This window comes from Streptomyces sp. S.PB5, from assembly GCF_030403745.1.
In the GTDB taxonomy this organism is placed as follows: Bacteria; Actinomycetota; Actinomycetes; order Streptomycetales; family Streptomycetaceae; genus Streptomyces.
This window is the reverse complement of sequence record NZ_JAQMWP010000016.1, coordinates 124,428-138,285: the sequence shown is the minus strand read 5'-3', so window position 1 is coordinate 138,285 and position 13,858 is coordinate 124,428. Positions and strand designations below refer to the sequence as shown.

19 protein-coding genes are annotated in these 13,858 nt (G+C 71.1%); 7 read left to right on the top strand and 12 right to left on the bottom strand.

Annotated elements, in window-relative coordinates; all coding sequences use genetic code 11:
* Positions 1-44: 44 nt before the first annotated feature.
* Positions 45-437 (top strand): rhodanese-like domain-containing protein, encoded by a 393-nt coding sequence (locus PH203_RS35555; RefSeq protein WP_289925499.1) that lies wholly within the window; start codon positions 45-47, stop codon positions 435-437.
* Entirely contained in the window at positions 434-1,180 is a 747-nt protein-coding gene (locus PH203_RS35550; protein ID WP_289925498.1) for a sulfite exporter TauE/SafE family protein, read from the top strand. The genes PH203_RS35555 and PH203_RS35550 overlap by 4 nt, the downstream gene beginning before the upstream one ends.
* Before the next feature lie 18 nt (positions 1,181-1,198).
* Here the strand turns inward: PH203_RS35550 and PH203_RS35545 are convergent, their stop codons facing one another.
* Entirely contained in the window at positions 1,199-1,486 is a 288-nt protein-coding gene (locus tag PH203_RS35545; protein WP_289925496.1) for a metal-sensitive transcriptional regulator, read from the bottom strand.
* A gap of 81 nt (positions 1,487-1,567) precedes the next feature.
* On the opposite strand from PH203_RS35545, the gene PH203_RS35540 reads away from it, so the two are divergent.
* Positions 1,568-2,155, top strand: coding sequence for a rhodanese-like domain-containing protein (locus PH203_RS35540; protein ID WP_289925495.1), 588 nt, complete (start codon positions 1,568-1,570; stop codon positions 2,153-2,155).
* A 51-nt stretch (positions 2,156-2,206) separates the two neighbouring features.
* Here PH203_RS35540 and trxA read toward each other — a convergent pair whose 3' ends face one another.
* From trxA to PH203_RS35525, 3 genes are read right to left on the bottom strand one after another with little or no spacing between them, the layout of a single operon-like run.
* Positions 2,207-2,578: a thioredoxin gene (trxA, locus tag PH203_RS35535; protein WP_289925494.1), complete on the bottom strand. Its 372-nt coding sequence runs from the start codon at positions 2,576-2,578 to the stop codon at positions 2,207-2,209.
* 51 nt (positions 2,579-2,629) lie between these two features.
* On the bottom strand, positions 2,630-4,336 hold the full coding sequence (locus PH203_RS35530) for an aminotransferase class V-fold PLP-dependent enzyme (protein WP_289925493.1): 1,707 nt from the start codon (positions 4,334-4,336) through the stop codon (positions 2,630-2,632).
* A complete protein-coding gene (locus PH203_RS35525) occupies positions 4,333-4,785 on the bottom strand; it encodes an OsmC family protein (RefSeq protein ID WP_289925492.1) in 453 nt (150 codons plus the stop codon). The genes PH203_RS35530 and PH203_RS35525 overlap by 4 nt, the downstream gene beginning before the upstream one ends.
* A 275-nt stretch (positions 4,786-5,060) precedes the next feature.
* On the opposite strand from PH203_RS35525, the gene PH203_RS35520 reads away from it, so the two are divergent.
* The 4 genes from PH203_RS35520 to PH203_RS49770 are packed head-to-tail and all read left to right on the top strand — an operon-like array spanning position 5,061 to position 7,637.
* A complete protein-coding gene (locus PH203_RS35520) occupies positions 5,061-6,302 on the top strand; it encodes an FAD/NAD(P)-binding oxidoreductase (protein ID WP_289925491.1) in 1,242 nt (413 codons plus the stop codon).
* Positions 6,303-6,319: 17 nt separating this feature from the next.
* A complete protein-coding gene (locus PH203_RS35515) occupies positions 6,320-6,637 on the top strand; it encodes a TusE/DsrC/DsvC family sulfur relay protein (protein WP_289925490.1) in 318 nt (105 codons plus the stop codon).
* A gap of 30 nt (positions 6,638-6,667) precedes the next feature.
* Entirely contained in the window at positions 6,668-7,141 is a 474-nt protein-coding gene (locus tag PH203_RS35510) for a DsrE/DsrF/DrsH-like family protein (protein WP_282703837.1), read from the top strand.
* A gap of 1 nt (position 7,142) precedes the next feature.
* The gene (locus PH203_RS49770) at positions 7,143-7,637 is read left to right on the top strand and encodes a PIG-L family deacetylase (RefSeq protein ID WP_354671292.1); all 495 of its coding nucleotides are present in this window, start codon (positions 7,143-7,145) and stop codon (positions 7,635-7,637) included.
* Here the strand turns inward: PH203_RS49770 and PH203_RS35505 are convergent.
* From PH203_RS35505 to PH203_RS35470, 8 genes are all read right to left on the bottom strand, one after another.
* The gene (locus PH203_RS35505) at positions 7,525-7,815 is read right to left on the bottom strand and encodes a hypothetical protein (protein ID WP_289925488.1); all 291 of its coding nucleotides are present in this window, start codon (positions 7,813-7,815) and stop codon (positions 7,525-7,527) included. The genes PH203_RS49770 and PH203_RS35505 overlap by 113 nt on opposite strands.
* 115 nt (positions 7,816-7,930) lie before the next feature.
* Entirely contained in the window at positions 7,931-8,536 is a 606-nt protein-coding gene (locus PH203_RS35500; protein ID WP_289925486.1) for a class I SAM-dependent methyltransferase, read from the bottom strand.
* A gap of 94 nt (positions 8,537-8,630) precedes the next feature.
* On the bottom strand, positions 8,631-8,891 hold the full coding sequence (locus PH203_RS35495) for a three-helix bundle dimerization domain-containing protein (RefSeq protein WP_289925485.1): 261 nt from the start codon (positions 8,889-8,891) through the stop codon (positions 8,631-8,633).
* A 262-nt stretch (positions 8,892-9,153) separates the two neighbouring features.
* Positions 9,154-10,074: a sulfite exporter TauE/SafE family protein gene (locus tag PH203_RS35490; protein ID WP_289925484.1), complete on the bottom strand. Its 921-nt coding sequence runs from the start codon at positions 10,072-10,074 to the stop codon at positions 9,154-9,156.
* Complete coding sequence (locus PH203_RS35485; RefSeq protein ID WP_289925483.1) at positions 10,071-10,652, bottom strand: rhodanese-like domain-containing protein; 582 nt, start codon at positions 10,650-10,652, stop codon at positions 10,071-10,073. The genes PH203_RS35490 and PH203_RS35485 overlap by 4 nt, the downstream gene beginning before the upstream one ends.
* Positions 10,653-10,738: 86 nt before the next feature.
* Entirely contained in the window at positions 10,739-12,124 is a 1,386-nt protein-coding gene (locus tag PH203_RS35480; protein WP_289925480.1) for an MBL fold metallo-hydrolase, read from the bottom strand.
* A gap of 125 nt (positions 12,125-12,249) precedes the next feature.
* Entirely contained in the window at positions 12,250-13,479 is a 1,230-nt protein-coding gene (locus PH203_RS35475; RefSeq protein ID WP_289925477.1) for an FAD/NAD(P)-binding oxidoreductase, read from the bottom strand.
* 47 nt (positions 13,480-13,526) lie between these two features.
* Positions 13,527-13,853, bottom strand: a complete 327-nt coding sequence (locus PH203_RS35470; RefSeq protein ID WP_289925476.1) for a rhodanese-like domain-containing protein — start codon at positions 13,851-13,853, stop codon at positions 13,527-13,529.
* Positions 13,854-13,858 lie beyond the last annotated feature (5 nt).

The window sequence follows — 13,858 nt, the reverse complement described above, 5'->3', positions numbered from 1 at the left end:
CCGGTCTTCCCGGACGATGTGACGAACAGGAGCCAGAAACCAAGATGAGCATCTTTCGACGGGCCCGGAGCGGCCCAGGGCGCGTGAGCGTGCAGGAGGCGGCCCTGCGCACCGGGCACGACGGCGGCGGTGGTGACGGCGGCGGTGACGCCGTACTGCTGGACGTGCGCGAGCCCTATGAGTGGCAGGCCGGCCATGCCCCGCGAGCCGTGCACCTGTCCCTGTCGGCGCTGGCCGCCGGGGCGGGGCTGCCCGTCCGTGCGCAGGGGCGGCCCTTGGTCGTGATCTGCCGTTCCGGCAATCGCTCCCGGCAGGCCGCCGAACTGCTCGTTGCCCGCGGCTCGCAGGCCGTGGATGTGATCGGCGGGATGCGGGACTGGGTCCGAGTGGGGTTGCCGGTGGTGGACGGGCGCGGACAGAACGGCACGGTCACGTGAGCGCTGTCGTCCTCGCCCTGGGCGCCGGGGCCGTGATCGGCCTGGCGCTCGGCGCGCTCGGGGGCGGCGGCAGTGTTCTGGCCGTGCCGGCACTGATCTACCTGCTCGGCTTCAGTCCGGTCGGGGCGACGACCGCGAGCCTGGTCATCGTCGCGCTGACCTCGGTCACCGCTCTCGTCGCGCACGCCCGCGACGGCAATGTGCGCGGGCGTACGGGGCTGCTGTTCGCGGCGGCCGGGATCGGTCCGGCGATGCTCGGCGGCGCGCTCGCCGGACGTATCCCGGAGGCCGTGCTGACGGCGGGGTTCGCCGTGGTCGCGGGAGTGGCCGCCTTGCGCATGCTGCGCTCCCGGCCGGCCGTGGAGGATGCGGTGACGGTGCGTCCGGGGCGGGCAGCGGGGGCCGGAGCCGGGCTGGGCGCGGTCACCGGTGTCCTCGGTGTCGGCGGCGGCTTCCTCGCCGTGCCGGCGCTGGTGGGTGCGCTGGGTATGCGGATGCGCAATGCGGTGGGCACCAGCCTGCTGGTGATCACCGTCAACTCGCTGGCCGCGCTGACGATGCGGGCCGGCACGGTCGAGGGGCTCGACTGGGCCGTCGTCGGCCCGTTCATCGGGGCCGCGATTCTCGGTGCCTGGGACGGCAAGCGGCTGGCCTTGAAGGTCTCCGGGCACACACTTCAGCGGATCTTCGCCCTGGTGCTGCTGGCGGTCGCGGCCTTCATGCTGATCGACGCGGTGCTGTGAAGGCCGCGGCGGGCAACGTCAGGCCAGGGACAGGAACAGCTTCTCCAGGCGGGCGCGCATCGCCTGCGGGTCCTCGCCGTTCTTGCGCCCGGACTCCATGTCGGTCACGCACTGCTGCAGGCCCGTCGCGATGATCGCGAAGCCGGCCCGGTCCAGGGCGCGCGAGGCGGCGGCAAGCTGCGTGACGACGTCCTCGCAGTCGCGTCCCTCCTCGATCATCCGGATCACGCCGGAGATCTGACCCTGCGCGCGCCGCAGCCGGTTCAGTACGGCCTTCAGGTCCGCACCCTCAAGTTCCAGTTCCACGATCACTCCTCGAAAAATACCCCTAGGGGTACTGTACGTCCCGGTTCGGGACGGCGGCGACCATTAAGGATCACATCTGTCATGACCGACACCCCCGCCCCTGTTGCTTTCGGCACCGAGCAGGCCCGCACGCGGCTGCACGAGCTGACCGTCATCGACGTGCGCACACCCGCCGAGTACGCCTCCGGCCACCTGCCCGGCGCCCTCAACATCCCCCTGGACCACGTCCGACGGGCGCTGCCGGAGATACGGCACGCCGCCGAGCGCGGCGACGTCCTCGTCGTGTGCGCTTCCGGCGCCCGCTCCGAGAACGCCTGCAAGCTCCTGGCCGAGCAGGGCATCACCACGACGACCCTCGCCGGCGGCACCGGCGCCTGGGCCGCCGAGGGGCACGACCTGCACACACCAGCGGCCTGCGACACGCGGGCCGGCTGGAGCATGGAGCGCCAGGTCCGGTTCACGGCCGGCGCCCTGGTGCTCCTCGGCCTGGTCCTCGGCCTGCTGGTGCATCCGGCCCTCCTGCTCGTCTGCGCCGGTGTCGCGGGGGGTCTGGTCTTCTCCGCCCTCACCGACACCTGCGGCATGGCGGCCGTGCTCGGCAGGCTGCCGCACAACCGCCCGCGCGCGGCCGATCTCGACGCCGCACTCACGGCTCTCCGCAGCCGCTGAACCCCTCACGGTCCCGGGCACCCGCACAGGCGCCGCGGGTGCCCCGAGCTCTCAGTTCGCTTCCGCCGAGCCCGCGGCGGTTTTCTGCCGCACGTCCTCCATGTCGACGGCCCGGATCTTCCCGATGAGCTCCTCCAGCGCCTGCGGCGGCAGCGCGCCCGGCTGCGCGTACAGGACGGTCCGCTCGCGGACGGCCATCAGCGTGGGGATGGACGAGATCTGGAAGGCTTCCGCCAGTTCGGGCTGTGCCTCGGTGTCGACCTTGCCGAAGACGATGTCCGGGTGGCGCTCTGACGCCTTCTCGTACACGGGGCCGAACATCCGGCACGGTCCGCACCAGGCGGCCCAGAAGTCGATCAGCAGGATGTCGGAGCCGGTGACGGTCTCCTCGAAGTTGTCCTTGGTCAGTTCGACGGTCGACATGGGGTTCCCTCTCCTCTCATATACCCGGTGGGGTATCTTCGTCTGCTCGGTTCAACCGGACCCGGTGCGGGTTTGTTCCAGGCAGACGGGCGGCAGCGGGAACCAGCGCATGCGCTCGAAGTCGGCCGGCAGTCCGGTGGGGCCGTCGTCCAGGTGGTCGGGACCGGCCGCCAGCACCGCACGGGCACGGGCGAGTTGGCCGGCCAGTGCCGCCTCGCCCAGCCGGCGGTGTCCGACGGCCGGGGCGGTGATCCGGCCGTCGGTGCCGAAGCGCACGTCGGTCAGACGCAGCGGGGGTTGGGCGGGGCCGCTGTGGTGGCGCCACTGTCCGGTGTGCGCATCGAAGCGGTAGTCGGGAAGCAGCCGGTGGCCGTGCGTGGCGATCAGTTCGACGGCGTCGATGAGGTAGTCGCGGACGGTGTCGCTGATGAAGTAGTTGAAGTTCACCCGGGCCCAGCCCGGTTTGATGCCGTCGCAGCCATGGACGACCTCGTCGCGCAGGGCGTGGGAGGTGGGGGAGTCGATCGCGAGCAGGCGGTGGCCGTAGGGGCCCGCGCAGGAGCAGCCGCCGCGGGCCTGGATGCCGAACAGGTCGTTGAGCAGGGCGACGACGTAGTTGTGATGCAGGTAGGAGCGTGCGCCGTGACGGATGCGGAAGGAGACGATGGACAGGCGGCGGGCGTGGTGGTTGCCGAGGATCTCGATGCCGGGGCTGCCCTCCCAGGCCGCGAGGGCGCGGCGCCAGTGGCGCTCCTCGGCGGCCTGGATGGTGTCGGTGCCGACCGCCTGCTTGAGGGCGAAGACGAGCCCGGCCCGGATGGATTCGACGATCGCCGGGGTGCCGCCCTCCTCGCGGGCCACCAGGTCGTCGAGATAGCGGTGGCCGAGCGGATCGACGAAGGAGACCGTGCCGCCGCCGGGCGCAGTGGGCACCGGGTTGCGCACCAGTTCCCGCCGGACGACGAGCACGCCCGGGGTCTGCGGGCCGCCGACGAACTTGTGCGGGGACAGGAACAGCGCGTCCTTGTGGTCCCCGGCGCCCGGAGCACTCTCGGCCGTCCGGATCGGGACGTACGGTGCCGCCGCGGCGTAGTCCCAGAAGGACAGGGCGCCGTACGCGTGCAGCAGCCGCGCGACGCGGTCGGCGTCGGTGAGGATGCCGGTGACGTTGGAGGCGGCGGAGAAGCTGCCGATCAGCAGCGGGCGCTCGGCGTACCGCCGCAGTTCCGCCTCGAGCCGGGCAAGGTCGATGTGGCCGTCCGGGTCCTCGTCGATGACCACGACGTCGGCGACCGACTCACGCCAGGGCAGCTCGTTGGAGTGGTGCTCGTAGGGGCCCACGAACACCACCGGTCGTTCGTTCGGCGGCGGCCGGTCCGGGCGGCGCAGCTCCAGGATGCCCACCAATTTGTTCACCGCGGCGGTGGCACCGGAACCGCAGAAGATCACCAGATCGTCCTCGGTGCCGCCGACCGCGTCGCGGATGATCCGGCGGGCGTCCTCGCGCAGCCGGGTCGTCTGCAGCCCGGTGCTGGAGCTTTCCGTGTGTGTGTTGCCGTAGCGCGGCAGCACCTGCTCGCGGACGAAGTCCTCGACGAAGTCCTCGACGAAGTCCAGTGAGCGGCCGGAAGCGGTGTAGTCGGCGTAGACGATGCGCATCGGGCCATAGGGACCGTCCAGCACCTCATCGTCGCCGATCAGACCGCCGCGAATGCGTTCCAGCAGCGCCGACACGGCCGGCAGGGAGGTCGTACTCATGGCTCCAGCTCGATGTCGATCTCGGGCGGCTGGTGGAGGGTGTTGTGGACCGTGCGGTGCGAGGCCACGGCCGGCAGGCCCGCGCGGCGCTGCTCGGGCAGCTCCGGCGGCGGAACGATCACAAGGCGCACGGAGGCGACACGCGCCGGGCGGTCGGTGGCCGTGACGAACTCCGTACGGACGCGCAGGCCGGCGCGGGGCGGACCGTGCCGGTGCAGGTAGCGGCCCGCGTAGAACGCCACGCAGGTAGCCGGCGACGCCGCGAAGAGCTCGGTGGGGGTGGGCGCGGTGTCCGTGCCGCCCGCCTCGGCGGGCTGGTCGACCCGGAGGCGGTGTTCGCGGACATCCACCGTGCAGGCGCCCCGGTCGACGTGGATGACCTCGAGGCGATGCACGTCCATGGGGTGCGGGCGGTTCGTGCCGAGCGTCTGCGGTGTGCTGCCGGTCATGGCCGAGCCCCTCTCGCTCGTGTCGGCTGCTCCGGATTCCAGTCGACCGCTGAGTGCGGGGGCGGGGTGAGGGGCCGACGGGGTGCGCGGGGGCCGCTCGGCCCTCGTACCTGGCTTCGCGGCCGTATACCCTGCTGGGTATTTTATCAGGGCGTTCACGGCGGGCAAATGAGTCCTGAGGCCAGTGAGTCCGGCCGAAGACATACCCCGGTGGGTACTCGGCCGGGGACCAGCGGCCCATGCCTCGCCCCCACTTCCCGCATGACAGTGGAGGCATGGGCAAACACATCGTGATCCTCGGAAGCGGCACCGCCGGCACCATGACGGCCAACCGCCTGCAACGCACGTACGACGAGCGGGATTTCCGGATCACGGTCGTCGACCAGGACGACGACCACGTCTACCAGCCCGGACTGCTGTTCGTCCCCTTCGGGCTGGCCCAGCCGCATCACCTCGTCCGCTCCCGCCCGCGGCAGCTGAACACCGCCGTCGACTACAAGCAGGCCCGCATCGAGCGGGTCGACCTGGACGCGCACACAGTGCACCTCGCCGATGGCATCCGGCTGTCCTACGACGTCCTCGTGGTCGCCACCGGAGCCCGGCTGTTGCCGCAGGAGACCGAGGGACTGACCGGGCCCGGCTGGGGCGAGAAGGTCTTCACCTTCTACGACCTGCCCGGCGCCGTCGGTCTGCACCATGCGCTGGAGCGCTTCGACGGCGGCCGGCTCGTGATCGACGTGGCCGACCTGCCCCTCAAGTGCCCGGTCGCACCACTGGAGTTCGTGTTCCTAGCCGACTGGTATTTCCAGCGACTCGGCATCCGGGAGCGGGTCGAGCTGACGTACGCCACGCCGCTCGACGGCGCGTTCACCAAGCCGGTCGCCGCGAAGGCACTGGGCGGGCTGTTGAAGGAGAAGGGCATCGAGCTGGTCACCGAGTTCACGCTCGGCGAGGTCGACGGCCCGGGCGGCCGGCTCGTGTCGTACGACGAACGCGAGGTGCCCTTCGACCTGGCGGTCGTCGTCCCACTGCACGGCGGCGCCGAGTACGTCGCACGCTCCGAGGGCCTGGGCGACGAGCTGGACTTCGTCCCCGTCGACCCGCACACCCTCCAACACCCCGACCACCCCGAGGCGTTCGCGATCGGTGACGCGGCGGGCCTGCCGGCCTCCAAGGCCGGGTCCGTGGCCCACTTCGAGGGCGAGGTACTGGTGCACAACATCGGCCGGTTCCTGGCCGGACAGCCGCTGGACGCCTCCTACGACGGGCACGCCAACTGCTTCGTGGAGACCGGCTTCCACAAGGCCCTGCTCATCGACTTCAACTACGACACCGAACCGCTGCCCGGCCACTTCCCGGCCGCCGTCGGCCTGCCGCTGCTCAAGGAGTCGCACGCCAACCACCTCGGCAAGCTCGCCTTCGAGTGGCTGTACTGGCACAGCCTGCTGCCCGGCCGGGAGTTGCCCGGCATCAGCTCGGCCATGCCCGAGCACGGCAAGCACCACACCCACGCCTGAACCGAAGGAGCACCGTCATGCCCACCGCCACCTACGACGGCACCCCCGTCCCGGTCGACGAGGAAGGCTTCTTCACCGAGCCCGGCCGGTGGAGCGAGCCCATGGCCGAACAGATCGCCAAGGAACTCGGTATCGACACCCTGACCGACCGGCACTGGATCGTCATCCGCTTCATGCGCGCCCAGTACGCGGCCAAGGGCACCGGCCCCACCGTGCGGGTGCTGGGCAAGACCTCCGGCGTCGGCGTCAAGGAGCTCTACCAGCTCTTCCCCAAGGGCCCGGCGAAGACCGCCGCGAAGATCGCCGGCATTCCCAAGCCCCGCGGCTGCATCTGATACGCCTGATACGAAGGAGTGCGTGCCGTCATGGCTGACACCGCCACGATCGAGAAGGTCTCCATCATCGTCTCCAAGGGGTCCCTGGAAGGGATCTACCCGGCCCTGATCATGGCCAACGGCGCCCGCGCCGAGGGTATCGAGGCCGATCTGTTCTTCACCTTCTTCGGCCTGGACGCGATCACGAAGAAGCGCTGGGAGCACATCAAGCTCGCCACCGTGGGCAACCCCGGCCTGCACCTGCCGACCCTGCTGGGCGGCATGCCGGGCGTCCCCGACCTCGTCACCCGCTACATGGAACGCAAGATGGACAAGCTCGACATCCCGCCGATCCCCGAGTTCATCGAGATGATCGCCGACACCGGTGCGGGCATCTACGCCTGCAAGGCGTCCGTCGACCTGTTCGAACTCGACAAGGACGACCTCGTCGAGCAGGTCCAGGGCATCATCACCGTCGGAGAGTTCTACGAGCACGCGGCCGGCGGCCAGATCATCTACACCTGAGATGGCCGGCAGCACAGCTGCCGGGCGTGGCTTGCCGGACGGGATACGGCGCGTGCCGGCGGGCGAACTCGCCTGCGCGGCACGGGAACTGGGTGTCGAGCGAGTGGAACTGGCCGGTCACCTGGACGGCGCTCTCGACAACGTCCCCGTGCCCCGGCTCGCTGCGGAGGTGACCCGCCTCATCGGCGAGCAGTGCCCCACCCACCTGCTGGTGCTCGACACAGGGGGTGTGACCGGGCACCGGGATCATCAACGAGCCATGAGAGCCGCGCTGTTCGCCGCCCGCGGGGCAGGGGCCGCCGTAGTGGCGTGGACCCTGCCGCGGCACGTGGCGAACCGGTGCCGCGCTAGCGGCAGCGCCGTGCGATCGCCTGTCATGCCAGTCAGGTGGAGGGGGAGTCCTCGCGCGTCGGCCCGGCGGGCTCGGTGCCGCGCTCGGCCAGGTCGGCGTGCAGGAGGAGCAGGCGGGCCAGGTCACGTGCCTCGTCGGCGGTGAGTGCCGCCCACACGCCCGGTTCGCCGCCCTGGTCGGGGCCCACGTCGAGGGCGACCCGGCTGATGGGCCGCTCCGCGGGCGCGAGCCGCAGGCACCGCACGGCGATCCTGCGCCCGCAGCCGGTCACGAGGCGGCTGTCCTCGCCCGTGGAGGGCCGGCCACGTCCTGCCGTCGCCATCGTCCTCACGCTCCTCGGCTGGGTCGGTAACAGCCCCAGCGGGTATCGACTGCGATTTGAATACCCAGAGGGGTATAAGTGACAGCGTCTCGCGGCGCAGCGTTGTTCCCCCGGGTCATCGCCGTACGGCGTGGACGAGCGTGTCGAGGGCCGTGTGGCTGTTGCCCTCGGCGTCGGTCACCGGCCGGGTGACCGTCTCGGCTCGCAGGATGTCGGCGTAGGGCCGCCACAGGTCGGCAACCTGCTCGGCGGTGTACAGCACGTGCGGATCCTGCGGGCCGCCGTACCCACGCTCGGGGTTGGCCGCGTGATGGCCGACGAGCAGCAGGGTCCCGCCCCCGCGCACGGCCGTGGCTGCCCGGAGCAGTACCTCGGTCATCTCCGGCCAGGGCAGATGCAGATATGCGATCAGGGCCAGGTCGTACATCGCCTTCGGGGCCGTCCAGAGCGTCAGATCGGCGTGGACGGTACGCAGCCGCACACCACGTTCGGCGGCCAGCCGCTCGGCCTTCTCCAGCGCTACGGCGGAGAAGTCGACGGCGTCCACCTCCCAGCCGCGCTCCGCGAGCCAGACGGCGTTGCGTCCTTCTCCGGCGGCGAGGTCCACCGCCCGCCCGGACGGCTCCTGACCGGCCAGCTCCTGCTCGACGAAGCGGTTGGGTTCGGCCTTCCAGACCAGTTCGCTGCCGCGGTACCGCTCGTCCCAGCCCGCTGCGTCCATCGAGTGCACCTCACTCTTGTGCGTGGGTTGAATTCTTGCCCGTGCTGTCGCCGTCGTCCTGGTCCTCTGGATCGTCCCGCCGAGCAGATACGTCTCATGGCTCACCCTCTGCCTCGCCCCGGGTGGGGAGGCAGAGGGACAACTGCTCCGCGGCGCGTTTGAAGGCCAGAACCGGAACGTAGTGCCGTACGTGGGCGTCCGCGAAGCACGTGAACGCCTCCGCCTTCGCCAGTGTCTCGGACGGGATGCCCGGGAACGGGCGGATGAGCCGCGTCCGGACGCCCTCGCGGGCGGTGTCGGGGCAGTGGCTGCCCGGCCGGCCGACCCAGTCGGTGTTGTTGGCGCGGGAGATCACCTTGCGCCCCCGGGAATGGGCTACGGGGTTCTGTTCAGGCGAGCGTCAGGAACAGTTTCTCCGGTTCGGCCTCGCTCAGCGGCGGGACGTGCCCCCGCTGCCGTTCGGTGAGGCACTGGCGAATGCCGTCCGCGACTGTCTTCAAGCCGGCCCGGTCCAGGGCGTGGGAGACCGCGGCCAGCTGTCCTTGGGCCCGCCGTAGCCGAACGAGCGCCTCGACTCACGAGTCCGTTCTCTCGTCCATGGCTTTCACCTCCCGTCCTCACGGACGGGTGGCGAGGAGGTCCGGGCTTTCGTCGCCCGGCACGGCCGAGGCGTCGCCCGGCTGCTCCGGTGTTCGGTCGGAGCGCCTGAGCATGTACCAGCTGAAGGCGATGCCCGCCGCCGCGGCTGCGGAGGCCCAGGTCCAGGGACTGGTGAGCAGGGTGTGGCGCAGGTCGGAGCCGGTCTGCCGGCTGAGGACGAAGATGCCCATGACGGCGACGAACCAGCCGAAGGACTTGCGCAGCGCGTCCTGCGGGATGCGCCCGGCGAGCAGGCCGCCGAGCAGACTGCCGACGACGGCCGTCGCCGTGACGAGGGCCGCCAGGCCCCACTCGATGTGCACGCTGGCGAGGTAACCGGCCAGGCCCGCGAAGGACTTCATGGAGATGACCAGCAGAGAGGTGCCGACCGCGACGGTCATCGGCAGCCCGCCGAGCAGGGCGAGCGCGGGAACGACGAGGAAGCCTCCGCCGGCGCCGACCAGTCCGGTCACCAGGCCCACGACGATGCCGTCCAACAGCACGTGCAGGATGGGGAGTTCGTGGTGGACCTTCTTCGGCGCCCGCCTCCGTCCCCGGATCATGGCGATGGCCGTGGCGATCATCATGAGGGCGAACGCGAGCAGGAGGATGCTGCCGGGGATGAACTCGGCGAGCCGTCCGCCCGCGTAGGCGCCGGTCATGCCGGCCAGGCCGAACAGCAGCCCGGTACGCCAGCGGACGCGTCCGGCACGGGCGTGGGAGACGACCCCGGCGGCACTGGTGACGCCGACGACGAACAGGGAGGTGGCGATGGCCTGCTTGGTCTCCATGCCGGCCAGGTAGACCAGGATGGGCACGGTCAGGATGGACCCGCCGCCCCCAAGGATGCCGAGGCTGACCCCGATGAGCAGGGACGCGGCGATGATGGCGGCGATCATGGAGTGCCTTGCAGGACGGCGACGACGGTGTCGAGGTCGGTGCGCGGGCCGCGGTTGTAGGGCAGCTTCGACAGCAGCATGCCCATGGCACAGGTGTTGGTGAGCGCGGCGACGGTCAGCCCGCCGCCGACGGCGGTACCGATCAGGTGCAGTCCGGGTACGAACACGCCCGCGAGGCCGGTCACCAGGACGAGAACTCCGGCGACGAGCCGCACCTGGCGCTCCAGATCCCAGCGCTCAGGCCCTCGGGTGAGCGGGCCGCCCGCGGACTCCCAGGCCATGACGCCGCCGTCGAGGACGCGCAGGTTGGGCAGTCCGGCTTCGGCGAGGGCCTGTTCGGCCTGGGCGGCGCGGGCACCGGAGCGGCAGATGAGTATGACGTCCTCGTCGAGGTGGTGGCGCAGTTCGGCGCGGTGTTCGCGCAGGGTGTCGAGGGGGACGTTGTAGGAGCCGGGGATGTGCGCGGTGCGGAACTCGCCGGGCGTGCGCACGTCCAGCAGACGCGGGCCCTCCCCGTCCCGGGTGAGGTCGCGCAGGGCGGCGGGATCGAGTCGTGGCTTGTCGGCATGGATGGTCATCGCTGGGTTCCTTGGTGTGTGTCCGGGTTGGGGCGGGCGGCGGCCGATTCCCGTCTGCCGCCGCCCGGAGTGAGGGGCGCGGTGGTTCAGACGTCGGCGGACGCGGGCAGGGCGAGCCAGGCGCCGTAACCGCCGAGCAGGTCGGAGACGTCGGTGCGGCCCTGGTGGCGCAGCAGGCTGGCGGCGATGGAGGAGCGGTGGCCGCCCGCGCAGTGCACGACCAGGGGCCGGTCGGCCGGGATCTCGTCGGCGTGGCGGGCGAGTTCGGCCAGCGGGATGTGCAGTGAGCCCTCGATGAAGCCCTCTTCGCGCTCGGCGGTGTTGCGCACGTCCAGCACGAGCGGAGGTTCGTCGCCGTCCAGCAGGCGGCGCAGCTCGTCGGCGGTCAGCCGGCTGGCCTGCTCCATCTCGTGGGCCAGGGCCGGGAAGGCGCCCTCGGGTTCGCGCAGGTAGCCGCCGACCTTGTCGAAGCCGATCCGGGCGAGTCGGGTGACGACCTCCTCCTCGCGGTCCTGCGGTGCGATGACGACGACGTCCTGTTCGGGGGCGACGACCATGCCGGCCTGCTCGGCGAAGCGGCCGTCAGCGGGCACGTTGACCGAGCCGCGCAGGTACCCGGGTGCGAAGTCCTGCGGGGAACGGGCGTCGACCACGACGGCTCCGGCCGCACGCCGCTTCATGAACTCCTCCACCGACAGGGGCCGGGGTGCGGCGGCCGCGTCGAACAGGCCGTGTTCCTTGCGGTTGAGGATGGCGTCGTAGACGAAGTAGGCGGGTGCGGACGGCTGGCCCTCCGTCACCAGCTGGACGAACTTCTCCTCACTCATGGGACGGCAGGCGTAGTTGGTGGCGCGCTGTTCGCCGATGGTGGACTGGCGCTGGGTGGAGAGGTTCTTGCCGCAGGCGGAGCCGGCGCCGTGGGCGGGGAAGACGCGGACGGCGTCCGGGAGGTCCATCAGTTTGTGCTGGATGGTGTCGTAGAGCATGCGGCCGAGTTCGTCGGCGGTGACGCCGATCGAGGCGAGCAGGTCGGGCCGGCCGACGTCGCCGATGAACAGCGCGTCGCCGGTGAGGACGCCGTAGGGGACGGTGTCGCCTGTGTGCTCGTACACCAGGACGCTGATCGACTCCGGGGTGTGCCCGGGGGTTTCGAGGATCTGCAGCTGCACGTCGCCGAGGCTGATGCGTTCGCCGTCGGTCAGTTTGCGGATGGGGTACTCGGCCTCGGCGCGCTGTCCGTAGCCGATCCAGGCGCCGGTGCGGTCGGCGAGTTCGAGGTGGCCGGCGAGGAAGTCGGCGTGGAAGTGGGTGTTGATGACGGCCTCGATGGTGAAGCCGTGCTCGGCGGCGTCGGTGAGGTACTCGGAGACGTCGCGGCGCGGGTCGACGACGACGGCCTTGCCGGTGCTCTCGTCGGCGATCATGTAGGACGCCTGGGAGAGGCAGTCGAGGTAGTACTGGGCGAAGAGCATGGTCGGGTGACCTCCATGTCGGTCGGGGCTATATACCCCAGGGGGTATGTAGAAGGTTGTGGTCCGCCCTTGTCGGGGGCAGGGGGAGTGGTCGGCCCGGGTCGGGGGATGCCCGGGCCGACCGGTCAGAGGCGGCCGGTGAGCATGCCGTGCCAGTAGATCGGCGGCAGGCCGTACCGCTTGAGCAGCCACATCGTGCGCCGCTCCTTGAACGGGTCGAGCAGCGGGAACGACGGGGTGGGATTCAGGTCGTAGTCGAACTCGGCGAGCAGCATCCGGTCGCGGGCGGTCACCAGCGGGCAGGACGTGTAGCCGTCGTACCGGTGCGACGGGGAACGGCCGTTCATGACGTCGAGGAGATTCGCCGCGACCACCGGGGCCTGCTTGCGTACCGCGGCGCCGGTCTTCGAGGTGGGCAGGTTCGCCACGTCGCCGAGCGCGAAGACGTTGTCGTACGACGGGTGTTGGAGGGTGTGCTTGTCGGCCGCGACGAAGCCCTGCGGGCTGGCCGGGTCGGCGAGCGGGCTCGTCTTGACCCAGTCGGGTGCGCTCTGCGGCGGCACGGCGTGCAGCAGGTCGTAGCCGATGGTCTCCTTGGTGCCGTTCGCATGGTCGGTGACGGTGAGCTCGCGGGCGTCGCCGTCGACGGCGGTCATCTCGGCGCGTAGCCGCACCTCGATGCCGTACCGGGCGGCCACCTTCTCCAGGACCTGTGACCAGGCGGGCACCTTGAACATCGCCGGATCGGGGATGACGAGAACGATGCGGATCTGGTCCAGGACCTTCCGCTTGCGCCAGTGGTCGGCGGCCAGGTAGGCGATCTTCTGCGGGGCCCCGCCGCACTTCAGCGGTGTCGCCGGGTGCGTGAAGACGGCCGTGCCCGAGCGCATCTGCCGGATCAGCTCCCAGGTGCGCGGGGCGTACTCGGGCGCGTAGTTGCTGCTCACCCGGTCGTGGCCCACGGCCTCGCCGAGGCCGGGGACGCCGTCCCAGTCGAGCTGGAGACCCGGTGCCGTCACCAGGTGTTCGTAGGTGAGTTCGGTGCCGCCGGAGAGGCTCACTGTGCGGGCCTCCGGGTCGACGGCCACGGCGCGGCGGCGGATCCACCGGACGCCGTCCGGGATGACCGACCCTTCGGGGCGGCGGGTGCTGCGCAGAGGTGCCTGGCCGCCGCCGACCAGGGTCCACAGCGGCTGGTACCAGTGCGTGTCGGACGGTTCGATCAGGGTGATGTCGCTGACGCCGGCGCGGCGCAGGCGGGCGGCGACGCTGATGCCGGCGCTGCCGCCGCCGATGACGGCGACACGGTGACGGCCGGAGATCGGGGAGTTGGCGGGAGAGGGGGTGGCGGCCAAGGCGGGGCTCCTTTCCGGCTGGCCGGTGTGCGGGTGTCGGACGGGGATCAGGCGGCGTGCTCGTGCGAACCGGCCGCGACCGGACGTCCGGCGCGGGCCCAGGCGCCGGTGCCGCCGACGACGGAGTAGGCGTCGATGCCGCGGGAGGTCATCTGGTCGGCGGCCGTCTTGCTGCGGTTGCCGCTGGCGCAGATCACGAACACCGGCCGGTCGGTGGGCAGTTCGCCGCAGCGGGCGGGCACGGTGCGCAGCGGCATCAGGCGCGCGCCGGGCACGTGCCCGGCCGCGTATTCGTCCGCCTCCCGTACGTCGATGACGAGTGCGCCGTCGGCCCAGTCCGCCACGAACGCTTCCTGTGTCACTTCACGAGCCACTTCAT